At 26.1% G+C, this 24,486-nt stretch carries 23 protein-coding genes and 1 tRNA gene; 17 read left to right on the forward strand and 7 right to left on the reverse strand.

Features of this window, described 5'->3' with window-relative positions; translation table 11 throughout:
* Positions 1 to 207: 207 nt before the first annotated feature.
* The 9 genes from mnmG (at position 208) to atpC (ending at position 8,909) form a co-directional block, all read left to right on the forward strand.
* Positions 208 to 2,088, forward strand: coding sequence for a tRNA uridine-5-carboxymethylaminomethyl(34) synthesis enzyme MnmG (mnmG, locus tag D9V74_RS00005; protein ID WP_158362101.1), 1,881 nt, complete (start codon positions 208 to 210; stop codon positions 2,086 to 2,088).
* A 200-nt stretch (positions 2,089 to 2,288) separates the two neighbouring features.
* Positions 2,289 to 3,113 (forward strand): F0F1 ATP synthase subunit A, encoded by an 825-nt coding sequence (atpB, locus tag D9V74_RS00010; protein ID WP_158362103.1) that lies wholly within the window; start codon positions 2,289 to 2,291, stop codon positions 3,111 to 3,113.
* Between the two features lie 42 nt (positions 3,114 to 3,155).
* Positions 3,156 to 3,395: a F0F1 ATP synthase subunit C gene (atpE, locus tag D9V74_RS00015; protein WP_158363100.1), complete on the forward strand. Its 240-nt coding sequence runs from the start codon at positions 3,156 to 3,158 to the stop codon at positions 3,393 to 3,395.
* A 176-nt stretch (positions 3,396 to 3,571) separates the two neighbouring features.
* Positions 3,572 to 4,057 carry a F0F1 ATP synthase subunit B gene (locus D9V74_RS00020; protein ID WP_158362105.1) on the forward strand — a complete coding sequence of 162 codons (486 nt, stop codon included), beginning with the start codon at positions 3,572 to 3,574 and terminating at the stop codon, positions 4,055 to 4,057.
* Complete coding sequence (locus D9V74_RS00025; RefSeq protein ID WP_158362106.1) at positions 4,057 to 4,590, forward strand: F0F1 ATP synthase subunit delta; 534 nt, start codon at positions 4,057 to 4,059, stop codon at positions 4,588 to 4,590. The genes D9V74_RS00020 and D9V74_RS00025 overlap by 1 nt, the downstream gene beginning before the upstream one ends.
* Before the next feature lie 11 nt (positions 4,591 to 4,601).
* Positions 4,602 to 6,143, forward strand: a complete 1,542-nt coding sequence (gene atpA / locus D9V74_RS00030) for a F0F1 ATP synthase subunit alpha (protein WP_158362107.1) — start codon at positions 4,602 to 4,604, stop codon at positions 6,141 to 6,143.
* A 23-nt stretch (positions 6,144 to 6,166) separates the two neighbouring features.
* Positions 6,167 to 7,045, forward strand: coding sequence for a F0F1 ATP synthase subunit gamma (atpG, locus tag D9V74_RS00035; protein ID WP_158362108.1), 879 nt, complete (start codon positions 6,167 to 6,169; stop codon positions 7,043 to 7,045).
* Between the two features lie 24 nt (positions 7,046 to 7,069).
* Positions 7,070 to 8,467 (forward strand): F0F1 ATP synthase subunit beta, encoded by a 1,398-nt coding sequence (atpD, locus tag D9V74_RS00040; protein ID WP_158362109.1) that lies wholly within the window; start codon positions 7,070 to 7,072, stop codon positions 8,465 to 8,467.
* A gap of 19 nt (positions 8,468 to 8,486) precedes the next feature.
* Positions 8,487 to 8,909, forward strand: a complete 423-nt coding sequence (gene atpC, locus D9V74_RS00045) for an ATP synthase F1 subunit epsilon (RefSeq protein ID WP_187308549.1) — start codon at positions 8,487 to 8,489, stop codon at positions 8,907 to 8,909.
* 49 nt (positions 8,910 to 8,958) lie between these two features.
* Here the strand turns inward: atpC and gyrB are convergent, their stop codons facing one another.
* From gyrB to dnaA, 3 genes are all read right to left on the reverse strand, one after another.
* Positions 8,959 to 11,370: a DNA topoisomerase (ATP-hydrolyzing) subunit B gene (gene gyrB, locus D9V74_RS00050; RefSeq protein WP_158362113.1), complete on the reverse strand. Its 2,412-nt coding sequence runs from the start codon at positions 11,368 to 11,370 to the stop codon at positions 8,959 to 8,961.
* An 81-nt stretch (positions 11,371 to 11,451) separates the two neighbouring features.
* The gene (gene dnaN, locus D9V74_RS00055) at positions 11,452 to 12,555 is read right to left on the reverse strand and encodes a DNA polymerase III subunit beta (RefSeq protein WP_158362116.1); all 1,104 of its coding nucleotides are present in this window, start codon (positions 12,553 to 12,555) and stop codon (positions 11,452 to 11,454) included.
* A 4-nt stretch (positions 12,556 to 12,559) separates the two neighbouring features.
* Positions 12,560 to 13,924, reverse strand: a complete 1,365-nt coding sequence (gene dnaA / locus D9V74_RS00060) for a chromosomal replication initiator protein DnaA (RefSeq protein ID WP_158362118.1) — start codon at positions 13,922 to 13,924, stop codon at positions 12,560 to 12,562.
* 464 nt (positions 13,925 to 14,388) lie between these two features.
* On the opposite strand from dnaA, the gene rpmH reads away from it, so the two are divergent.
* From rpmH to mnmE, 4 genes are all read left to right on the forward strand, one after another.
* Positions 14,389 to 14,532, forward strand: a complete 144-nt coding sequence (rpmH, locus tag D9V74_RS00065; protein WP_158362120.1) for a 50S ribosomal protein L34 — start codon at positions 14,389 to 14,391, stop codon at positions 14,530 to 14,532.
* Positions 14,533 to 14,544: 12 nt separating this feature from the next.
* On the forward strand, positions 14,545 to 14,892 hold the full coding sequence (gene rnpA / locus D9V74_RS00070; RefSeq protein ID WP_158362122.1) for a ribonuclease P protein component: 348 nt from the start codon (positions 14,545 to 14,547) through the stop codon (positions 14,890 to 14,892).
* 177 nt (positions 14,893 to 15,069) lie between these two features.
* A complete protein-coding gene (yidC, locus tag D9V74_RS00075; RefSeq protein ID WP_158362124.1) occupies positions 15,070 to 16,665 on the forward strand; it encodes a membrane protein insertase YidC in 1,596 nt (531 codons plus the stop codon).
* Positions 16,666 to 16,744: 79 nt separating this feature from the next.
* Complete coding sequence (mnmE, locus tag D9V74_RS00080) at positions 16,745 to 18,109, forward strand: tRNA uridine-5-carboxymethylaminomethyl(34) synthesis GTPase MnmE (RefSeq protein ID WP_158362126.1); 1,365 nt, start codon at positions 16,745 to 16,747, stop codon at positions 18,107 to 18,109.
* Positions 18,110 to 18,152: 43 nt separating this feature from the next.
* Here mnmE and D9V74_RS00085 read toward each other — a convergent pair.
* Positions 18,153 to 18,225: transfer RNA gene (locus D9V74_RS00085), tRNA-Phe, on the reverse strand.
* 257 nt (positions 18,226 to 18,482) lie between these two features.
* Between D9V74_RS00085 and D9V74_RS00090 the strand changes: the two genes are divergently transcribed.
* The 3 genes from D9V74_RS00090 to efp all read left to right on the forward strand — a co-directional run bounded on the left by D9V74_RS00090 (position 18,483) and on the right by efp (position 21,197).
* On the forward strand, positions 18,483 to 18,776 hold the full coding sequence (locus D9V74_RS00090) for a co-chaperone GroES (protein ID WP_158362128.1): 294 nt from the start codon (positions 18,483 to 18,485) through the stop codon (positions 18,774 to 18,776).
* 53 nt (positions 18,777 to 18,829) lie between these two features.
* Positions 18,830 to 20,476 carry a chaperonin GroEL gene (gene groL, locus D9V74_RS00095; RefSeq protein WP_158362131.1) on the forward strand — a complete coding sequence of 549 codons (1,647 nt, stop codon included), beginning with the start codon at positions 18,830 to 18,832 and terminating at the stop codon, positions 20,474 to 20,476.
* 154 nt (positions 20,477 to 20,630) lie between these two features.
* Positions 20,631 to 21,197: an elongation factor P gene (efp, locus tag D9V74_RS00100; protein ID WP_158362133.1), complete on the forward strand. Its 567-nt coding sequence runs from the start codon at positions 20,631 to 20,633 to the stop codon at positions 21,195 to 21,197.
* Positions 21,198 to 21,208: 11 nt separating this feature from the next.
* Here the strand turns inward: efp and dnaC are convergent, their stop codons facing one another.
* The 3 genes from dnaC to rsmD all read right to left on the reverse strand — a co-directional run bounded on the left by dnaC (position 21,209) and on the right by rsmD (position 23,109).
* A complete protein-coding gene (dnaC, locus tag D9V74_RS00105; RefSeq protein ID WP_158362135.1) occupies positions 21,209 to 21,949 on the reverse strand; it encodes a DNA replication protein DnaC in 741 nt (246 codons plus the stop codon).
* A complete protein-coding gene (gene dnaT, locus D9V74_RS00110) occupies positions 21,949 to 22,446 on the reverse strand; it encodes a primosomal protein DnaT (RefSeq protein ID WP_158362137.1) in 498 nt (165 codons plus the stop codon). The genes dnaC and dnaT overlap by 1 nt, the downstream gene beginning before the upstream one ends.
* A gap of 90 nt (positions 22,447 to 22,536) precedes the next feature.
* Entirely contained in the window at positions 22,537 to 23,109 is a 573-nt protein-coding gene (gene rsmD / locus D9V74_RS00115; RefSeq protein ID WP_158362139.1) for a 16S rRNA (guanine(966)-N(2))-methyltransferase RsmD, read from the reverse strand.
* Between the two features lie 134 nt (positions 23,110 to 23,243).
* Between rsmD and ftsY the strand changes: the two genes are divergently transcribed.
* Positions 23,244 to 24,422 carry a signal recognition particle-docking protein FtsY gene (gene ftsY / locus D9V74_RS00120; RefSeq protein WP_158362141.1) on the forward strand — a complete coding sequence of 393 codons (1,179 nt, stop codon included), beginning with the start codon at positions 23,244 to 23,246 and terminating at the stop codon, positions 24,420 to 24,422.
* The last annotated feature ends 64 nt before the right edge of the window (positions 24,423 to 24,486 follow it).

Genomic DNA, 24,486 nt, shown 5'->3' on the forward strand with positions numbered 1-24,486 from the left:
TTTTACTTTTACTAATAATAATAAATAATATTATTATTATTTTTTTTTATTTTTTTTAAAACATAAACATAAAAGAATAAAAGATATAAAAAGAATCTAAAAGAAAAAAATATCTTTCTTTTAAAACTTTATATTTAATATTAACATGTGTTATCTTGAATTAAATATTATTATATTTAGTATCAATGTTTTTAAAGGTTTTTGTATATGGTGTATTTAAGAAATTTTGATGTTATTGTTATTGGTGCAGGACATGCTGGGACTGAAGCAGCTATGGCTTCGTCTAGAATGGGATGTCAAACATTACTATTAACTCAAAAAATTACAGATTTAGGAGTTCTTTCGTGTAATCCTGCTATTGGAGGTATCGGGAAAAGTCATTTAGTAAAAGAAATAGATGCATTAGGTGGTATCATGGCAACAGTGATTGATTATTCAGGAATTCAATTTAGAATTTTAAATTCTAAAAAAGGTCCTGCTGTAAGATCTACTAGGGCTCAAGCAGATAGATTGCTTTATCATCAGACTCTAAAAACTATTTTAGAAAAACAAGATAATTTATTAATTTTAGAAGCGGAAGTAAAAGATTTAATTATTAAAAATTATACAGTTCTTGGTGTTTTATTAGAAAATGGGATGAATATTTATTCAAGATCAGTTATATTAGCAGCAGGTACTTTTTTAGGTGGAAAAATACATATAGGATTAAATAGTTATTCAGCTGGGAGAATAGGTGGTAAAGCTTCTGTTGATTTATCTTTGCGTTTAAGAGAATTGTCTTTGAGAGTTAATAGATTGAAAACAGGAACACCACCTCGTATTGATATTAATACTATTAATTTTCATGGTTTATTTATTCAAAATAGTGATGTTCCTATTCCTGTTTTTTCATTTATAGGAGATGTTTCGAATCATCCTAAACAAATCCCATGTTATTTAACGCATACTAATGAAAAGACGCATGAAATAATACGTCAAAATTTGTGTTATAGTCCAATTTATAAGGGTATAATCAAAGGTATAGGACCAAGATATTGTCCTTCTATTGAAGATAAAATTATACGTTTTCCTGAAAAAAAATCTCATCAAATATTTTTAGAACCTGAAGGGTTATCGAGTATTAAAATATATCCTAACGGTATTTCAACAAGTCTTCCGTTAGAAGTGCAAGAAAAAATATTACGTTCAATAAAAGGTTTGGAAAAATCTAAAATTATTGCTCCTGGATATGCTGTTGAATATGATTTTTTTGATCCTAAAGATTTAAAATTGACTTTAGAAAGTAAATTAATTAAAAGATTATTTTTTGCAGGTCAAATTAATGGAACTACAGGTTATGAAGAAGCAGCAGCACAAGGATTGTTAGCAGGATTAAATGCAGGTTTACATGCAAAAAATCTTGAAAATTGGTTTCCTAAACGTCATGAAGCATATTTAGGTGTTTTAATAGATGATCTGACTACACAGGGAACAAAAGAACCATATCGAATGTTTACTTCACGTGCAGAATATCGCTTGATATTGAGAGAAGATAATGCAGATTTACGTTTAACTGAAATTGGTCGTAAATTTGGTTTAGTAAATGATTTAAGATGGATACGTTATCATGAAAAGTTATCAAATATTCAACAAGAAATGAATCGTTTAAAGAAAATTAAAATCCATCCTATGTCATCTAATGCAAATACTTTAAATAAAGTATATAATATTAATATAATTCAAAAGAAAAGCATAATTGATTTGCTAAAACGACCAGATATTCAGTATAAAAAATTACAGTTTTTGGGTATTTTAAAAAATGGAATTGTTGATTTACAAGCAATTGAACAAATAGAAAATGAAATTAAATATCATGGTTATATTAAAAGACAATTAGAAGAAATTAATAGACAAAAAAAAAATGAAAATACTTTTTTATCACCTAATTGTGATTATTATAAAATAAAAGGTTTATCTTCTGAAGTAGCTCAAAAATTAAATGATTATAAACCTATTTCTATTGGTCAAGCATCACGTATTTCTGGTATTACACCAGCTGCTATTTCAATTTTATTAATACATTTAAAAAAACAGTCGTATTTACAATAATTATCAAATGTTATGTTCAATTTAATTGTATGAAATAATTATTATATCTATCAAAATAGTTTTGAATATTTACTCAATGTTAAATATTTACTGAATTTTTTTTGTTGTATAATCATTTAAAAATTATATTATATGTTTAAAAAGATATATATTTAAAAAGAGAAGAATATGATCTTAGAAAAATTTAAAAAGAGAAGAATATGATCTTAGAAAAAATATCTGATCCTCAAAAATATATTATTCATCATTTAAATCATTTGCAAATAGACTTACGTCATTTTAATATTGTTGAACCAGGAAAAGTCTCTTCTTATTTTTGGATTATAAATATTGATTCAATAATTTTTTCTTTGATACTTGGTTGTTTTTTTTTAAGTTTTTTTTATATTGTTGCAAAAAAAATTAATACTGGTGTACCTAATAAGTTACAAGCTGCAATTGAGCTAGTTTGTGAATTTATAGACTTAAATGTAAAAAATATGTATATAGGTACAAATTTTTTAATTGCACCTCTATCATTAACAGTTTTTGTTTGGGTTTTTTTAATGAATCTCATGGATTTGGTTCCAATTGATTTTATTCCATTTATTTTTGAAAAAATTTTTAAATTGCCAGCTATGCGTGTTGTACCTTCTGCAGATATTAATATTACTTTATCTATGTCACTGGGTGTGTTTATTTTAATTATTTTTTACACTATAAAAATGAAAGGATATATAGGTTTTTTAAAAGAACTTACTTTACAACCTTTTAACCATCCTGTATTTTTTGTATTTAATTTAGTATTAGAAGTGGTTTCATTGATTTCTAAACCAATATCTTTAGGATTACGATTATTTGGTAATATGTATGCAGGTGAGATGATTTTTATTTTAATTTCAGGTTTTCTTCCATGGTGGTCACAGTTTTTTTTAAATGTACCATGGGCTATTTTTCATATTTTAATAATTTCACTACAAGCTTTTATTTTTATGGTATTAACAATTGTTTATTTATCAATGGCTTCTCAATCTCATAAAGATTAAAATTGATTATGATTATGATTTTGTTAAAAATTGGAGTTGATGATGGGAAATTTAAATGTTGACATACTTTATATAGCAGTAGCTATAATGGTAGGATTGGCATCAATTGGAGCAGCAATTGGTATTGGAATTTTAGGTGGTAAGTTTTTAGAAGGAGCTGCTAGACAACCCGATTTAGTTCCGTTATTAAGAACACAGTTTTTCGTTGTTATGGGCTTAGTTGATGCGATTCCAATGATTGCTGTTGGTTTAGGTTTATATATGCTTTTTGCTATATCGTAATTTTATTATTTTTTATAGAAATTAATGTATAATTATTTTTTTTTTTTTTGTATTTTTAGAATACTATTTTTTTTAGAATACTAACTATAAGATCTTTACGTTTTTTTAGATAACGTAAAGATTAATTTTTACTTATTATTATTATTTTAAATTTATATTTTTTAAGGTGTATTACTGTGAATCTTAATGCGACAATTATTGGACAAGCAATTTCATTTTTTATTTTTGTTTGGTTTTGTATGAAATATGTTTGGCCGCCTATTATTTTAGCAATTGAGACTAGACAAAAAGAAGTTAAAGAATCTTTAATAAATGCTCAAAAAGCTAAAGATGAATTATATGTTGTTCAAAAAAAAATAGAACAAAATATTTTAGAATCTAAAAAGAAAGCATCGAATATTTTAAATGAAGCTAATAAGCAAAAAGTATTAATTTTAGATGAAGCACGTAAAAATGCTTTATTAGAGAGTAAAAAAGTTATTCTTAATACGCAATCAGAAATAGATGTATGTATTATGGAAGTACGCAAAAATTTACATAAAGAGATAATAGATTTGTCAATTTTAATTGCAGAAAAAATTATTAAAAAAAATATTTCTAAAAACGATAATCAAGATTTTTTAGCTGAATTAGTTACTTCTTTAACTAAGGTAAAAAATTAATGTCAGTGTTTGATACTATTGCAAGACCTTATGCTCAAGCTATTTTTGAAATAGCTATGGAACAGAATAATATTGAAGAATGGAAGAAGATTTTAATTTTTATTAATAAAATTGCTTCTTGTAAAAAAATTAAAAATTTTTTATCAGGTGCTCTTGCTCCAAAGTATTTATCATTAATATTTATTACAATTAGTGAAGATATTGTTCATGAAAATGCAAAAAATTTTATTAAGTTATTAGCTGAAAATCAACGTTTTCAAATATTAAATAATATATTAGAAAAATTTTCAAGGTTAGAAACACAATATAAAAATATTTTAATAATTGAAGTGAGTACAGCATGTTCCTTACAAGAACAAGATGTTATAAAAATTAAAAAAATATTAGAACAGTACTTTTCAAAAAAGGTTAAGCTAGTGTGTAGAGTTGATCCTCGTATACTTGGTGGTATAATTATTAAAAAAGATGATATTATTTTTGATTTTTCTATTGTAAATCATCTTAAGCAATTATCTTCAGATTTATATTCGTAAGAGAATGATATATGAGATTAAATTCTATAGAAATTAGTAAATTGATTAAAGAAAGAATAGCGCAATTTGAAGTTTTTAATCAATCATATAATGAAGGTACTATTATTTCTGTAAGTGATGGTATTATAAGAATCAATGGTCTTTCTAATGTAATGTTAGGGGAAATGATTTTATTACCTAATAATGAATATGCAATTGCTTTAAATATAGAACGAGATACTGTTGGAGCAGTAGTGATGGGTTCTTATATTCATATTACGGAAGGAATGCAAGTTCAGTGTACAGGTAAAATTTTAGAAATTCCAGTTGGAACGAATTTCTTAGGGCGAGTTGTAAACGCATTAGGTGCTCCTATTGATGGAAAAAGTTCCGTTAAAAATGATGGTTATTTTCCAGTAGAAAGAGATGCACCTGGAGTAATTGATCGACAATCTATTGATCAACCAATACAGACAGGTTATAAAGTAATTGATTCTATGATTCCTATTGGACGAGGACAACGTGAATTAATTATTGGAGATAGACAAACAGGGAAAACATCACTTGCAATAGACACAATTATTAATCAGAAAAAATCTGGTATTAAATGTATTTATGTTGCTATTGGACAAAAACTATCCACAACTATAGATGTTGTTAAAAAATTAGAAGAAAATAATGCTTTATTTAATACTATTGTAGTCGTTGCTTCAGCATCAGAAGCTGCATCTTTGCAATATTTATCACCATATTCTGGTTGTGCAATGGCAGAATATTTTAGAGATCAAGGACAAGATGTTTTAATTGTTTATGATGATCTCTCAAAACACGCCATTGCATATCGTCAAATTTCTTTGTTATTACGCAGACCACCTGGTAGAGAAGCATTTCCTGGAGATATATTCTATTTGCATTCTCGTTTATTAGAAAGAGCATCTCGTGTCTCTTTAAAATATATAGAAAATCTTAATAAAAATAAAGTTTTAAAAAATACTACAGGTTCGATTACAGCTTTACCAATTATTGAAACACAATCTGGAGATGTTTCTGCATTTGTTCCTACAAATGTTATTTCTATTACAGATGGTCAGATCTTTTTAGAAGCTAGTTTATTTAATTCTGGTATTCGTCCTGCTGTAAATCCTGGTATATCTGTATCCCGAGTAGGTAGTGCTGCACAAAGTATAATAGTTAAAAAATTATCTTCTGGTATTCGTACAGCATTAGCTCAATATCATGAATTAGCAGCATTTTCTCAATTTGCTTCTGATTTAGACGAAACAACAAGAAAACAATTACATCATGGAGAGAAGATTACTGAATTATTAAAGCAAAAACAATATTCACCTTTATCTATTTCTGAACAAAGTTTGATACTTTTTATGATTGAAAATCATTTTTTAGATGATGTTCCATTAGCTGAAATAATAAGATTTGAAAAAGAAATTTTAGTTTATGCCAATCATTATTTTTTTAAATTTATGGAAAAAATAAATATAGAGGGTACTTTTGATCTTTCTATAGCAGAGCAGTTTAGAAAAATAATTACTGATTTTAAAAAAAATCAATTTTAAAAATAAGTAACGAAGAGAAAATAGTGGCCAGCAAAAAAGATATACACAATCAGATTACTAGTGTTATTAATACTAAAAAAATTACAAAAGCTATGGAAATGGTTGCAGTTTCAAAAATGAGAAAAACTGAAGAAAGAATGAAATTTGGTCGACCATATTCTGATACTATAAAAAAAGTGATTAATCATGTCTTAGAAGGAAATTTAGAATACAAACATATTTATTTAAAAGAGCGAGCAGTGAAACGTATTGGTGTAATTATTATATCCTCTGATAGAGGATTATGTGGTAGTTTAAATACCAATCTTTTTAAACAAGTACTATTTACGATTCAGAAATTTGCTAAAATTAATGTTCCATGTAGTTTAATATTATTTGGTTTAAAAAGTTTATCAGTATTTAAATTATTCGGAAGCAATATTTTGGCAAAAATCACTAATTTAGGAGAAAATCCTGATTTAAATGAAGTGTTTAATTCTGTCAAGATAATCTTGACAGAATATCAATCGGAACGAATTGATAAAATTTTTATTGCGTATAATCAATTTCATAATAAACTGCTTCAATATCCAAAAGTTGTTCAATTACTTCCTGTTTCTAATATAAAAAAAAGCAAAAATATAAGTTATAAAAAAAATTGGGACTATTTATATGAACCAGAATCTAAAATTATTTTAGATACTTTATTTAATCGATATATCGAATCTCAAGTATATCAAAGTATTTTAGAAAATATCGCGAGTGAACAAGCTGCACGTATGATTGCAATGAAAAAAGCTTCAGATAATAGTACTAATCGTATTAAAGAATTACAGTTAATTTATAATAAAGTACGTCAAGCTAATATTACTCAAGAATTAACTGAAATTATTTCGGGTGCGTCTGCAATTGCAATTGATTAAATATTTGTTAGAGGTATAAACAGAATGGCTACTGGAAAAATTATCCAAATTATTGGAGCTGTAGTCGATGTAGAATTTAATCAAGATTCAGTTCCAAAAATATATCATGCTTTAGAAGTTCTAAATGAGGGATATAAGCTTATATTAGAAGTACAGCAACAGTTAGGTGCGGGAATAGTTCGCACTATTGCTATGGGTTCATCTGATGGCTTAAAACGAGGTTTAATTGCAAGGAATCTTGGTCATTATATAAAAGTACCAGTAGGAGAAGTGACATTAGGACGTATTATAAATGTTTTAGGTGAAACAATAGATAATAAAGGTGATTTAAAAAATCACAATACATCAGAAATTGAATATTGGGAAATTCATCGATCTCCTCCAAGTTATAAAGATCAAGCTAGTTCTAGAGAAATATTAGAAACAGGTATAAAAGTTATTGATTTGATTTGTCCTTTTTCTAAAGGTGGAAAAGTTGGTTTATTCGGAGGGGCGGGTGTAGGAAAAACAGTTAATATGATGGAATTAATTCGTAATATAGCTTTAGAACATTCTGGTTATTCAGTATTTACTGGAGTAGGAGAACGAACTCGAGAAGGTAATGATTTTTATCACGAAATGAAAATGTCGAAAGTATTAGATAAAGTTTCGTTAGTATATGGTCAAATGAATGAACCACCAGGAAATAGATTGCGAGTTGCTTTTACGGGTTTAACTATTGCAGAAAAATTCCGTGATGAAGGAAAAAATGTATTATTATTTATTGATAATATATATCGTTACACATTAGCAGGAACTGAAGTGTCTTCTTTACTTGGGCGTATACCATCAGCAGTAGGTTATCAACCAACTTTAGCAGAAGAGATGGGTACATTACAAGAAAGAATTACATCAACTAAAAAAGGTTCTATAACTTCTATTCAAGCAGTATATGTTCCTGCTGATGATTTAACTGATCCTTCACCTGCAACAACATTTGCACATTTAGATTCGACTGTTACATTAAGTCGTCAAATAGCATCACTGGGTATTTATCCCGCTATTGATCCTTTAAATTCAAGCAGTCGTCAATTAGATCCTTATATTGTAGGTGAAGAACATTATCGAACAGCTTTAAGTGTTCAATCAATATTACAAAGATATGAAGAATTAAAAGACATTATTGCAATTTTGGGTATGGATGAGTTATCTGAACAAGATAAATTATTAGTATCTAGAGCACGAAAAATACAAAGATTTTTTTCTCAACCATTTTTTGTAGCAGAAGTTTTTACTGGTATTCCAGGTAAATATGTTAGATTAAAAGATAATATTCGTGCTTTTAAAGGTATAATAGAAGGAGAGTTTGATACTTTACCTGAACAAGCATTTTACATGGTTGGTTCTATTGATGATGTTATAGAAAAAGCAAAAAAAATATAATTTTTAAAATAACTAGGATATATATATGAGTTTTTATTTAGATGTTGTTAGTTTGAAAAAACGTATATTTTCTGGTTTTGTAAAAAAGATACGAGTGACTGGTAGTGAAGGAGAACTAGGTATTTATCCAGGACATACACAATTATTAAGTATTATTAAACCTGGAATGATATATATTTTTCATCAAGAAGAAAAAAAAGAAGAATGTATTTATCTTTCAGGTGGAATACTAGAAATACAACCTTCTGTTGTATCTATTTTAGCTAATGTAGCTATTCGTGCTATTGATTTAGATCGCAATCGTATTTTAAAGACCAAAAAAAATGCTGAAGAAAATATAAAAAATGAAAGTATTAAAACGAAAAAGGATGAAATTTTATTAAAAATTTCTCAAGAAATTGCAAAATTACGTGTACTTGAAATGATGGATAAATGCAGATGAAAATTAATTTTCGCGGCTGGTAATTTCCTGCCGCAAGTATTAGAAAAAATTAAACATCAATATTTTCTGCTTTCAAAGCATTTTCTTGTATAAATTTTCGTCTTGGTTCTACTGCATCTCCCATTAATGTATTAAATAAATTGTTAGCTGAACTGGCATCTTCAATTGTTACTTGTAACATATTTCTAGTTTCAGGATTCATTGTTGTATTCCATAATTGTTCTGGGTTCATTTCTCCTAAACCTTTATATCTTTGTATAAATAAACCATGTTTGTATTGTTCAATTAACCATTCTAATGTGTTTTTTATATTATCTATTCTATATGTTAGTCCTGATTTTTCGATTACAATATTATCAGGAAAATATTTTTTAAAGTTTTTACCTAAATTGCTAATTAATAAATACTCTTTACTTTTAAAAAATGATTCTTTGAATTCATATGTTTTATAGTATGCATATCGAGACATTTTTATATTAGGTTCATAGATATTATTATCAAGATTGTTTTTTATTTCAGCAGAATATATACAATTATTTTGATTTTTTTCATTGAGTTTTTGTGCTAATTTTTCAATCCAATTTTTTACTATTTTTCTGTTGTTTAAGTTATTTAAACAGTCATGATAAATTAATTCGTTTAAAATAATATTAGGAAAATAATATTTACTATTTTCCATAATTTTTTGAATATGATTATAATCATAAATAATTTTTTTAAATTTTTTAAGATCAATATTAACATTAGGATATGAAATGTTTTTTAAAGTTAGATCTTTTAATGAATTTTTTATTTGATATTGATTCATTTCTTCATCGTTTTTAATATATTTTTCTTTAGTTCCTTTTTTCAGTTTATATAATGGCGGTTGTGCAATATAAATATATCCTTTTTCAATGAGTTGAGGTAATTGACGATAGAAAAAAGTCAAAAGAAGAGTTCGAATATGTGCTCCATCAATATCAGCATCAGTCATTATAATAATATAATGATATCTTAGTTTATCTATATTAAATTCATTTTTTCCGATTCCACATCCCAAAGCAGTAATAAGAGAAGCAACTTCTTGAGAAAGAATCATTTTATCAAATTTTGATTTTTCAACATTTAATATTTTTCCTTTTAAAGGTAAAATAGCTTGATTTTTTCGATTTCTACCTTGTTTGGCTGATCCACCTGCTGAATCACCTTCTACTAAATAAATTTCTGAAAATTTTGGATCATTTTCTTGACAATCAGATAATTTACCAGGTAAAGTTCCTAAATCTAATATATTTTTTCTTTTATTAATTTCTCTAGCACGTTTTGCTGCTTCTCTTACTTTTGCGGCATTAATAATTTTTTGAATGATAACTTTTGCATCAGTAGGATTTTCTAAAAGATATTCAATTAGGTTTTCGTTAATTAATGATTCGATTACTGATCTTGCTTCAGAAGAAACTAGTTTGTCTTTAGTTTGAGATGAAAATTTTGGGTCAGGAATTTTTATTGATATAATAGCTGTTAATCCTTCACGTGTATCTTCTCCTATAATAGTAACTTTATTTTTTTTGTTATATCCTTCTCGTTCGATATGCAAATTTAATGTACGTGTCATGCCTGCACGAAAACCTGCTAAATGTGTTCCTCCGTCTTTTTGTGGGATATTGTTAGTAAAACATAGTATGTTTTCTTGATGTGAATCACTCCATTGCATAGCTACTTCTAGTTCTATTTTTTCTTTTTTAGATTTAAAATAAAATATTTTTGGATGAATTGGTATTTTTTTTATATTTAGAAATTTAATAAAAGCTTTAATTCCACCTTTATAATGATAGCAATTTTTAATATTAGATCTATGGTCTTCTAAATAAATCGTAATATTTGAATTAAGAAATGATAATTCACGTAAACGTTTAGATAAAATATCATATTGAAATTTTACATTATTAGTGAAAGTTTTATAACTCGGCCAAAATCTTATGTATGTACCTGATAAATTAGTTGAACTAACAATAGAGAGGGAATTTTGTGGTTTGCCATTGTAATATATTTGTTGATATTTTTTTTTATTTTTATAAATTATTAATTCCAACTTTTCTGATAAAGCATTGACTACTGATATTCCAACACCGTGTAATCCTCCTGATATTTTATATGAAGAATTATCAAATTTTCCCCCAGAATGTAATACTGTCATAATAACTTCGGCAGCTGAAATGTTTTCTTCGGGATGAATATCAGTTGGAATACCTCGACCATCATCTTGAACAGATACAGAATTGTCTGCATGAATGACAACCTGAATTTCTTTACAGTAACCTGATAATGCTTCATCTATAGCATTATCAACTATTTCAAAAACCATGTGATGCAATCCACTACCATCATCTGTATCACCAATATACATGCCTGGTCTTTTACGAACAGCGTCTAATCCTCTTAAAATTTTTATATGAGAAGAGTTATATGTATAATTCATAATTTTCCTGTGTTTTTATAAAAAAGAAGAAATATTGAAATTATTTTTAATATTATATTAATAAAAATTTTAAAAAAATATTTAGCGTTTTAATAACATTACAACATATTTAGTTGAAGTATCATTTTCCGCTTCAATTTGTATAGAATTATTAGAATGATTTAAGAATAAGAGAATATTTTCACTATTAATAGAATTTAATATATCTAATATATAATAAACATTAATTGATATTTCTATTTCAGGGCCTATATAATTTATATTAAACATATCTTCTGCTGTTTCTTCTTCTTGATTATCAGATAATACTTTAAATTGACCGTTTCTAATATGAATTTCTACTCCACAAAATTTTTCATGTGATAGAATAGCAACACGTAATAATGATTGTTTTAATAATTTACAATTAAAAATAATACTATTATTTTTTTTTTGGAATAACACACTTTCATAATTAGGAAATGTTCCTTCAATCAGTTGAGCAGTAAAAATAAATTGTTCTATATATATTCTAATATGATTTTGACCAATTAAAATTTTTATTTCTTTTTGAGGAGTATTTAATAATTTATATAATTCAGCAATTCCCTTTCTTGCAATTATAATTGAAAAAGAATTTATTTTTTTTTCTTTTAAAATAGTTTTTGAAATTCCCAAACGATATCCATCTGTAGCGACCATATTAAGTGCACAGTCTATTTTTTCTAATAACATACCATTTAAATAATATCTTACATCTTGCTTGCCCATAGAAAAATGAGTTTTTTCTATCATATTTTTTAAAATGTTTGAATTTATAAAAAATTCTGAAATATAATGAAAATTATTATGATTGGGAAAATGTTCAGATGATAGTGTTGTTAATATGTAGTTACTCTTACCAGAAATTATATGCATTTTGTTTCCCTTTAATTGCATCTTAATATCTGAAAGATTTAATGAATTACGACAAATATCTAAAAGTTTACGTCCAGAAATAGTAGTACTACCTGGAATATGGTCCGTCGATAATTCAATATTTGAAATTAATTCAATTTCTAAATTTGTTGCTGTTAATGACAAAATTTTATTTTTTATAGAAATTAATATATTTTCTAATATAGGGAAAGAAGTATTTTTTGTGACAAATCTGTTTATTTTTTGTAAATTTTGAATTAAAATATTGTTTTTTATATTAAATTTCATATGATCACATTGAGAGAGTTTTAATTAAATTTAAAAAATCTTTTTTAATTTCATTATTTTCTTCTTGCAATTGTTTAATTTTACGACATGCATGTAATACTGTAGTATGATCTCTGCCACTAAAAGCGTCTCCAATTTCAGGTAAACTATGTTTTGTGAATTTTTTAGCCATTGCCATAGCCATTTGTCTTGGACGTACAATTGATCGTGAACGTTTTCTAGATAACAAATCACTTACTTTAATTTTATAATATTCTGCAACTTTTTTTTGAATATTATCAATAGTAACAAGTTTTTTTTGGAGAGCAAGTATATCTTGTAGTGCCTCTCTGACAAAATCTACAGTAATAGTTTGATGAGTAAAACGAGAATTAATAATTACTCGATTTAGAGCACCTTCTAATTCACGTACATTAGAACTTAAATTTTGAGCAATAAAAAAAGCAACTTCATGAGATAAAATGATATTTTTTTCATCAGCTTTTTTGATGAGAATAGCTATTCTAGTATCTAATTCTGGTGGATCTATTGCAACAGTAAGACCCCAACTAAACCTTGATTTAAGACGATCTTCAACACCATTAATTTCTTTAGGATAACGATCAGAGGTTAAAATAATTTGTTGATTACCTTCTAGTAAAGCATTAAATGTATGAAAAAATTCTTCTTGTGAATGTTCTTTATGTGCAAAAAACTGAATATCATCAATTAGTAAGACGTCAACAGAACGATAGTATAATTTAAATTTTTCAATAGAATTATTTTTTAATGCTTTAACCATATCTTGCACAAAACGTTCAGAATTCATATAAATGATTTTAATATTATATTTATATGTTAAGATTTCATTTCCTATAGCATGAAGCAAGTGAGTTTTACCTAATCCTGTTGCACCATATAAAAATAATGGATTATAAGAATAACTCAGTTTTTTTGCTACTTGAAATGCTGCAGATCGTGCAAGTTGATTAGATTTACCTTCTATAAAATTTTCAAAATTATGTTTTTTATTAATATTAGAATAATAAGAAATATTTTTAAATAATGGTATTTTATTGTAGATAAGTTTTGTATTCTTATTATAAGAATTGTTTGAAACATTTTTTGTTAGATTTTTCTCTTTATAAATTTGATATATTTTAAATTTAATTAATGGAGAATTAGTACCACAAAAATCTTGTAGTATTTTTTTTAAATGCATTAAATATTTATCTTGTACCCAGTCTAAAACAAATTCATTCGGAGCATATATTTCTAAAATATTATTGTTTATTTTGGCTTTCAGAGAGCGTATCCACATACTAAACTCTGTGGTGGGAAGCTCATCTTGCAACCGGTCAAGACACTGTTTCCAAAGACAAAGTGACACGGTAGACTCCCAGCGAACAAAATTAATAAAAATAAAATTTACAAAATGATTTTTTATATATATTTATTTTGATTTATATAATTTTATACAAAGTGTTAATATAAAATTATATTGTTTTATATTAAAAGTTATACAGTTTAAGATTGGTGAGTATAACGAAAAGGATATAATATATTTTTGAGATATTTTATTTATCTAAAGAAGTGATTTTAGATCTACTATTATTCTTATTAATAAAATTTTTGTTAATAAAAATACAGTCATCATAACAGAATATAAAATTAAAAATATTTTTTTAGATCGGTTTTTTCTAAATAGATTATTATTATGAAATATTTTTATGAATATTTTTTATATTTTTGATTTATAAATAAAGTTCATTGACTATATTATATAGAATAATTAATCTTAGTAAGATGCAATCTCATACATGATTTTTTATAAAATAGTTAGGTACAATTAAAATGAAACGAACTTTTCAACCTTCAATATTAAAACGTAATCGTTCACACGGTTTTAGAATGCGTATGGCAACTAAAAATGGCCGTTATATTTTATCACGAAGACGTGCTAAGTTAAGAACACGTTTAACTGTTTCAAGTAAGTAACAGGTTGATATTATGTTTAATTATTTTTTTCAAAAGAATAAACGATTATTGAGATCTATAAATTTTAAAGATGTTTTTAATAAGCCTTCTCACAAACAAAATACTTTAGAGGCAAGTATTTTAGGACGTTTTAATACTTTAGGATACCCCAGATTAGGTCTTAGTATACCGAGAAAAAACATTAAATATGCTCATACACGAAATTCAATTAAGCGTTTAATTCGTGAAACTTTTCGTTTATTACAACATCAATTACTATCAATGGATTTTGTAGTTATTGCAAAAAAAAATATTATTTATTTAAATAATAAATGCATTATAGATATGTTAAATAATTTATGGTCACATTATTATAATTAATTTTATTATTCATTTAATTTAAATTATCTGAAAATAATATAAATTTTTATTTTATTCTATGTTTATATATATTTTATAAATTTTTTAATCATGCAAAATTTATTAAAGTAATATTCTTTAAATCTAGGTAAAAAAATAATGTATCTTAAAAATTAAAGATAAAAGTGAATATTAATCATGGAAGTACAACGTAATTTTTTTATTTTTGCTTTTTTATTTTGTTCTTTTTTAATTTGGCAAGCTTGGCAAAATCAATCTTTTTTAAATAGTAAAAAAAATAGAAAAATAGATCCTATATTTCATATTGCTAATACAAAAACGAATGCTAAACAGATCATCATTAGAAATAATGTAGTGAGTTTGGTAGTTAATATGTATGGAGGAGATATTGAAAAAGCCTCTTTACTTATATATAAAGATCAACTACATTCATCTCAACCTTTGAAGTTACTTGATACCACATCTGATTTTGTTTATCAGGCTCAAAGTGGCTTAATTGGGAAAGATGGTCCGGATGATACTATAAATAATAGTAGACCATTGTATTTTTCTAATAAAAATTTTTTTGAATTAAAAAATAATGAAAAAGAATTACGTGTTCCTATAACATGGGTAAGTGATGAAGGTGTAATTTATAAAAAAACTTTTATTCTAAAATCAAATAGATATGATATTGAAGTTGAATATGATATTTATAACTCAACTCATCATATTTTGCAAATGAATATGTTTGGTCAAATAAAACAAACTAATATTTTACCTGAAGAACGTAATATTTATAGTAAAAATTTTGCGCTTCAAACTTTTCGCGGAGCGGCTTATTCAAGCATTGATAAAAAATATGAAAAATACAAATTTGATACTATTGCTAATAATCAAAATTTAAATATTATTACTGAAAATGGATGGGTTGCAATGTTACAGCAATATTTTGCAGTAGCATGGATTCCTCAAAATCTAGGTCAAAATATATTATATACATCTAATTTAGAAAATGGAATTGTTGCAATTGGCTATAAGTCTCCTACAATTAATATTAAACCTAATTCTCGATCGATTATAAAATCAAAATTATGGATTGGTCCTGAAATACAAAAGGAAATGAAATCAGTTGCACCATATTTAGATTTGACAGTAGATTATGGTTGGCTTTGGTTTTTATCTCAACCATTATTTAAGTTATTGACTATTTTATATAATATGTCAGGTAATTGGGGTTTTTCGATTATTCTTATTACTTTTATCATGAAAGGTATTACTTATCCCTTAACAAAAGCACAATATATTTCTATGTCAAAAATACGTTCATTACAACCTAAAATTCAAGATATTAAAGAAAAATATCAAAATGATAAACAACGAATTAGTAAGGAAATGATCGCTTTATATAAAAAAGAAAAAATTAATCCTCTCGGTGGATTTTTTCCTATTTTTGTTCAGATGCCAATTTTTTTATCTCTTTATTATATGTTAATAAGTTCTGTTGAACTGCGTCATGCACCTTTTATACTATGGATTCATGATTTATCTAGTCAAGATCCATATTATATATTACCGATTATGATGGGTTTAACAATGTTTTTTGTTCAACAAACATCTTCTAATAATAATATTACAGATCCACTGCAAAAAAATATTATGAATTTTATGCCTGTAATTTTCACAGTATTTTTTCTATGGTTTCCTTCAGGTCTGGTTTTATATTATATCATAAGTAATTTAGTTACTATTATACAACAAAAGTTTTTTTTATCTCATTCATATAAAATATAATAAAAATCATTATCAAATATAATTTTCAAATAGATAAGACAAATTTTTTAACATCCAATCTACATAAAGAAAATATTTTATGATTTATAATGAAACTATTGTTTCTCAAATAACTTGTCCAGGTAAAAGTGCAGTTGGAATATTAAGAATATCTGGTATACAAGCGAAAACAGTTGCTGTGGCACTTTTAGGACAGATTCCTGTAGCCAGATTTGCTACTTATTCAAGATTTTTAGATAAAAATAATCAAATATTAGATACAGGAATTGCTTTATGGTTTCCTACGCCCCATTCTTTTACAGGTGAAGATGTATTAGAGTTGCAAGGTCATGGTAGTCCATTAATTATAGATTTATTAATTAAAAGAATTTTATCTATTAGTAAAGATGTTCGAATAGCTAAACCAGGAGAATTCTCTGAGCGTGCGTTTTTGAATGGTAAGATGGATTTAATTCAAGCTGAATCAATTGATGATTTGATTAACGCAGAAACAGAGTCGTCTCTACGTGCGTCATTACATTCATTACAAGGTAATTTTTCTTTTTTTATTAAAGAATTAATAAATTTAATTATAGAATTTCGTGTGTATATAGAATCTAACATAGATTTTTCAGAAGAAGATATTGATATTAATATTGAAGATATAGTGAATATAAAATTTGAAGAATTAGATGAAAAATTTTTCAAAATACAAAAAACAGCAGAAGAAGGAAATTTGTTAAGAGAAGGGAAGAAAATAATAATTGTAGGTGCTCCTAATGCAGGAAAATCAAGTTTATTAAATATTTTATCATCTTCTAACAGAGCTATAGTTACTAATATTCCTGGTACTACCAGAGATTTATTATATGAGCATATTAATATTAATGGTATTACCTGTGAATTAATTGACACTGCTGGTCTACGTCATACGAAGAATAAAGTAGAAAATATTGGAATTGTTCGTGCTTTGAAAGAAATAAAAAAATCTGATCATATTATATTCGTAATTGATAAAACAATGAATATACCTGAACAAAAAAAAATATATCATGAATTTATTTTTAATCTCTTGCATTATAAGGTTCCAATAACCTTTGCTTTAAATAAAAACGATTTAGTGCAGAGTCAGTGTTATGTTGAAACAATAAAAGATGCATCATGCATTCATATATCAGCAAAAACAGGTGAAGGTATTGATATATTACGTGCACATATTATGAAAGTTGAAAAAAATATAAGTGTAAAAAGTATTTTTCTTGCTCGTCGTCGTCATATTAATCAAATTAATTTAGCATATAAAGAATTTTTATCAGCAAGAAAAGAATGGAAATTATTTAAGAATGTTGAATGTTTAGCTGAATCTTTGAATATTATTCAAAGATTTTTAGATGAAATTACAGGAAAATATACTTCTTCTGATTTACTAAATAATATTTTTTCTAATTTTTGTATAGGTAAGTAAATATAAAATATAAGCAAAAAAAATAGTTTTATTTTACATAATTTGCCCGGAGGCGGAATTGAACCACCGACACGGGGATTTTCAGTCCCCTGCTCTACCAACTGAGCTATCCGGGCTTATTTTATATTAAATCATTAAATATAAAACTTTGTCAATATTTTTCATTCTTAAAACTTCACTAATAACATTATTTATGTAATTTTTAATAAAAAATTGTTAAAAATATAAAAAATATATATTTATACTAAAAAAGTAATTTTTACCCTTGAAAGTTTTAAGAAAGATCCTTATATTTAAAATTAGGAACATACATTAAATTTACATTTTATATTAAAAAAATATTTATCAGGATTATTCACAGGAGCATTATCATATGAAAATTCGTCCATTGCATGATCGTGTGCTCATTAAACGTCAAGAAGTTGAATCAAAATCTGCAGGTGGCATTGTATTAACAGGTTCTGCTGCGGGAAAATCAACTCGTGGAACAGTTACAGCTATAGGTAAAGGACGTGTATTAGATAATGGAGAAATTAAACCATTAGATGTTAAAATTGGTGATGTTGTTATTTTTAATGAAGGTTATGGTGCAAAAACAGAAAAAATTGATAATGAAGAAGTGTTAATTTTAACTGAAAGTGACATTTTAGCAATTGTTGAAGAGTAATAAATAAACTATATGCTATATCCATTGAAAAATTTATTTAAGGGAATGTCAAAATGGCCGCTAAAGATGTAAAATTTGGAAATGAAGCTCGAATTAAAATGCTTCGTGGAGTAAATGTATTAGCAGATGCAGTAAAAGTAACTTTAGGTCCAAAAGGTAGAAATGTTGTGTTAGATAAATCTTTTGGAGCTCCTAGTATTACAAAAGATGGTGTATCTGTAGCTCGTGAAATTGAACTAGAAGATAAATTTGAAAATATGGGTGCTCAAATGGTAAAAGAAGTTGCATCAAAAGCAAATGATGCAGCAGGTGATGGTACCACAACAGCAACATTATTAGCACAATCTATAGTGAATGAAGGTTTAAAAGCAGTAGCAGCAGGTATGAATCCAATGGATCTTAAACGTGGAATTGATAAAGCTGTTATTAGTGCTGTAGAAGAATTAAAAAATCTATCCGTTCCATGTTCTGATTCTAAAGCTATTACACAAGTAGGAACTATTTCTGCTAATGCGGATGAAAAAGTTGGTTCTTTAATTGCAGAAGCAATGGAGAAAGTAGGTAATGATGGAGTTATTACGGTAGAAGAAGGCACTGGTCTTCAAGACGAGCTTGAAGTTGTAAAAGGAATGCAGTTTGATCGAGGTTATTTATCTCCGTATTTTATTAATAAGCCAGAAACTGGTATTGTGGAATTAGAAAATCCATATATTTTAATGGCTGATAAAAAAATATCTAATGTTCGTGAAATGTTACCAATATTAGAATCTGTTGCAAAATCAGGAAAACCGTTATTAATTATTTCAGAAGATTTAGAAGGTGAAGCGTTAGCAACTTTAGTTGTTAATTCTATGAGAGGTATTGTAAAAGTTGCAGCAGTTAAAGCTCCTGGATTTGGTGATCGTCGTAAAGCAATGTTACAAGATATTTCAATTCTTACTGGTGGTTCTGTTATTTCCGAAGAATTAGCTATGGAATTAGAAAAATCTACTTTAGAAGATTTAGGTCAAGCGAAACGTGTTGTTATTAATAAAGATACTACAACTATTATTGGTGGTTCAGGAGAAAAACACGCAATTCATAGTCGTATTAGTCAAATTCGACAAGAAGTTCAAGAAGCTACTTCTGATTATGATAAAGAAAAGCTAAATGAACGTTTAGCAAAATTATCAGGAGGAGTTGCAGTACTTAAAGTTGGAGCAGCTACAGAAGTAGAAATGAAAGAGAAAAAAGCTCGTGTTGAAGACGCATTGCATGCGACTCGTGCAGCTGTAGAAGAAGGTGTTGTTGCTGGTGGTGGTGTTGCGTTAGTACGTGTAGCAGGTAAAATATCTAATTTACGTGGTCAAAATGAAGATCAAAATGTAGGTATTCGAGTTGCTTTACGTGCGATGGAAGCACCATTACGTCAAATTGTTTCAAATTCAGGTGAAGAACCTTCTGTAGTTACTAATAATGTTAAAGATGGACACGGTAATTATGGTTATAATGCCGCTAGTGATCAATATGGTGACATGATAGAGTTTGGAATATTAGATCCTACTAAAGTTACACGTTCTGCTTTACAATACGCAGCTTCTGTCGCAGGTCTAATGATTACAACAGAATGTATGGTAACTGATTTACCAAAAGAAGATAAATCTTCTGATGCTAACACTGCTCCTGCGGGAGGAATGGGTGGTATGGGTGGAATGATGTAAGAAGAGATTAATTTTTTTCATAATTTTTAATTAATTTTCCAATATCTTTCCTCAGGTTTATTTTTCTGAGGAAAGTTTTAAAATTTATGAAAAAATTATATTTATTACTTTTTGTTTATTACAATGTACATTTTAAATATATATTAAGGTTAATATGGGATTTAGTAATCATTTTCGTTCAGGTTGTAAAATTATATTTGAACAAGAACCATGTGTAATAGAATCTAGTGAATTTGTAAAACCAGGTAAAGGTCAAGCATTTTTTCGAGTAAAAATGAGAAAATTATTAACAAAACAATTAATAGAAAAAACATTTAAATCTACAGCTTATTTAGAAATAGCAAATATTCAAGAATGTACTTTATCTTATTTATATAATAATGGTCGTTTTTGGTACTTTATGAAAAATAATACTTTTGAAGAATTATCAATAGAGAAAAGGATTATTGGAACTTATAGAAAATGGTTATTACCACAAGATATCTGTACTGTAACTTTTTGGAATAACAAACCTATTTCTATTTTACCTAAAAATTTTGTTAATCTTAAAGTAATAGATGTACAACCTGTAGCAAAAGGTAATACAGTAAATACTTCTGGCAGCACAAAATTAGCTAAATTAATTACCGGTGCTATTGTAAAAGTACCATTATTTATTCAGATCGGCTATATAATTAAAATAGATACAAGATCTGGTCAATATGTATCTCGACTTAAATAAAGAATGTTTTATTAATATTCATTTCCTTTAACATATTTTCTATAGCTATCCCATTCAAAAGTAAGCCATAAGCTATTACCCAAACGCATTCTATCAATAACTCTTTCACCTAATAAATTTTTCATCCCTTTATGATCTAAATTAGATAACATACCAGTAGAACGTTTAGATGATGATCTTCTATCGACTATTTGATTAATAATAACTTTTTCATAACGAGATTCAGTTTGCATGCCAATTTCATCAATCATTAACAAATCAACACTGCTAAGATTATGTAATAAATTCTCTTCAGTCATATTACTTGTTCCACTAAATGTACCTTTCATATTTGACATTAAATCAGCGACTGTAACAAGTAAAATGCTTTTACCATGTAGAATTAAATAATTTCCTATCGCTGATGCCAAGTGATTTTTTCCAGTACCAGGTTTACCTGAAAAAATAAAACTTGCAATATTTTCATTAAATTTTTCAGCATATTTTTTTGATGCTTTCAGTACTTTCCTTTGTCCATCGTGTTCAATTTTATAATTGTCAAATGAGCAATTCATATATAATTCTCGAATACCTGATCTTCCTAAAATACGTTGCATTTTCATCGCTTTATTTTCACGTAATATTGATTCAGAAGACAATCTCCCCTGTTCTTGATTCCAAGCTAACAAATCTTCATCATTATCAAATTTAGGTTTTATATTCTTAGGCATAAGACGTTGAAGACGTTTCAAGAATTCAGTAGAAAATGTCATTATTTACCTCGAAATCCATCTGGTATCGTTTGATCTGGTTTTGGTATATATGTTATGTCTCGTTTTTTATTTGGTGTATATTTAATAGATCGGCTTTTTTGTAAACTTCTAGCTAATTTTTGTTGCCATTGTATGTGATAAAAAAAACATCCTTCTGCTTGCCAGTAAGAGATAAAACAAGCAAGTTCAAATTCTGATACTGCTTCAGTTAATGTAATACCCCATAATGCTGCTTGACGTATAAAGTCTTTATCCGGAGTCCATTTTGGATGCATAGAAAATTTTTTATTTATATTATTTTTTTTTATATTCTCATAACCTATTGTTTTATATTTTAAATTAAATATTTTATTAAACATAATAGGAGTAATAACATAACAAATAGTTGAATTATTTTTTAAGATTTCTACAATTCCTGTATGTGAGTTATCTATTATTTTTTTAGGACTATGACAAAATGTATCAAGAGTTATTTTATTAGAAACTAGAATTTTCATAAATATTTTACCCGATATAATTTTAAATAATTTTACATTATTTTAGTTTATTAATTGTTTAATATACAACATACTAATATGAGTATTTTTTTATGAATCGACAATGTAAAGATAATATTGTATCTGATTTGTAGTTTTATATTTATATAAATTCCAATTTTTTGGTGTGGTAAGAGGTTCTTTTTTTTCTTGTTCAATATAAATTAACGAGTTTTTTTTTATCCACTTTTTATTTATTAATAAATTAATCGTTTTGTTTACTAATCCTTGATAATAGGGAGGATCAATAAAGATTATATCATATGGTTTTCCAGTTTTTTTTAACCAATAAAAAGTATTAGTATGTATGATTTTTATATTAGATATTTTTAATTGTTTGATATTTTTTTTAAGATTTAAAAATGTTTTTTTTTCTATTTCTAATAAAGTGGAAGATTCTGCATAATGAGATACGGCTTCGATACCTAGTGCTCCACTACCTGCAAAACAATCAAGACATTTTGCATTTTTAATATATTTAGATAGCCATGAAAATAATGTTTCTCTTATTCTATTAATAGTAGGACGCAAATGATCACAATTATTAAAAGATATTTTTCTACCTTTAAATTTTCCCGAACTAATATAAACTTTATTATTTTTTTTTAAAAAAGAATTATTCATATTATTAGATGATTTTTATTAATGACAGAATTTATTATGTTTTCAATCATAATGCTAATAAATATATTTTTTAATATTTTAAAAATACAATTTTTTATTTTTAAAATATTTTTTTAACTATGAAGGTACAGAATATGATTAATAGTAAAAAAGGTAGTTTTTTTTCTTGGTTAAGTTCTAAAATTAAAAAACAGAAAACAAAAAATATTATACAAGATAACAATGAAAAAAAAAATAATGATGATTATGATAATACAAAAATATATATTTCAGAAAATACTTTAATGCAAAATGGTAATATAATAAAAGAAGATAAATTAGAAGTATTGAATAATTGTAATAAAAAAATTATAAATGATATAAATCATAATAATATTATAAAAAAAAGTTTTTTTTCGCGTTTGAAAAGGGGGTTAAAAAAAACAAAACAATTTTTCAATGATAGTATTAATAATATTTTTTTATCAAAAACTATAGATGATGTTCTTTTTGAAGAATTAGAAGAAAAAATGTTACTTGCTGATATTGGAATTAATACTACTCATCGAATTATTAATAATTTAATTGCAGATGTTAATCGTCAAGATTTAAAAAGTTCTGAAAAACTTTATTTTTTATTAAAGCAAAATATGTATAATATTTTAAAAACAGTAGAAGTTCCCTTAAAAATTTCTAGATATCAGCCTTTTGTAATTTTAGTAGTAGGAGTTAATGGTGCTGGAAAAACGACTACTGTAAGCAAGTTAGCAAAAAAATATAAATCTGAAGGAAAGTCTGTTATGTTAGCTGCTGCGGATACATTTAGAGCTGCAGGGATAGAACAATTACAAATATTAGGTAAATTAAATAGCATACCAGTAATAGCGCAACATTCTGGTTCTGATCCGGCGGCAGTAATATTTGATGCAATAAAATCAGCAAAATCAAAAAAAATAGATGTATTAATTATTGATACGGCTGGAAGGTTACATAATAAATTACATTTAATTGAAGAATTAAAAAAGATAGTTCGAGTTATTAAAAAAATAGATATATCTGCACCACATGAAAAAATGTTAATTGTTGATTCTTGCAATGGACAAAATACTATACAACAAACAGAAATATTTCATCGTGCGTTAAATTTAACTGGTATTGTAATTACTAAATTAGATGGAACTGCAAAAGGAGGAGTTATTTTTTCTTTAGCAGATCAATTTAAAATTCCAATTCGTTATATTGGCATCGGTGAAGATTCAAAAGATTTAGGTGTATTTAACAGTCAAGATTTTATTCAATCTTTGTTTACAAAAAAAGAAAATATAATTAAATAATATTATTTTATAATAAAAATTGTATTAATCATCTAATATAAATTTTTGATTTATATTTTTAATT

Origin of the sequence: Buchnera aphidicola (Macrosiphoniella sanborni) (assembly GCF_005080885.1) — a bacterium.
GTDB lineage: Bacteria > Pseudomonadota > Gammaproteobacteria > Enterobacterales > Enterobacteriaceae > Buchnera > Buchnera aphidicola_AU.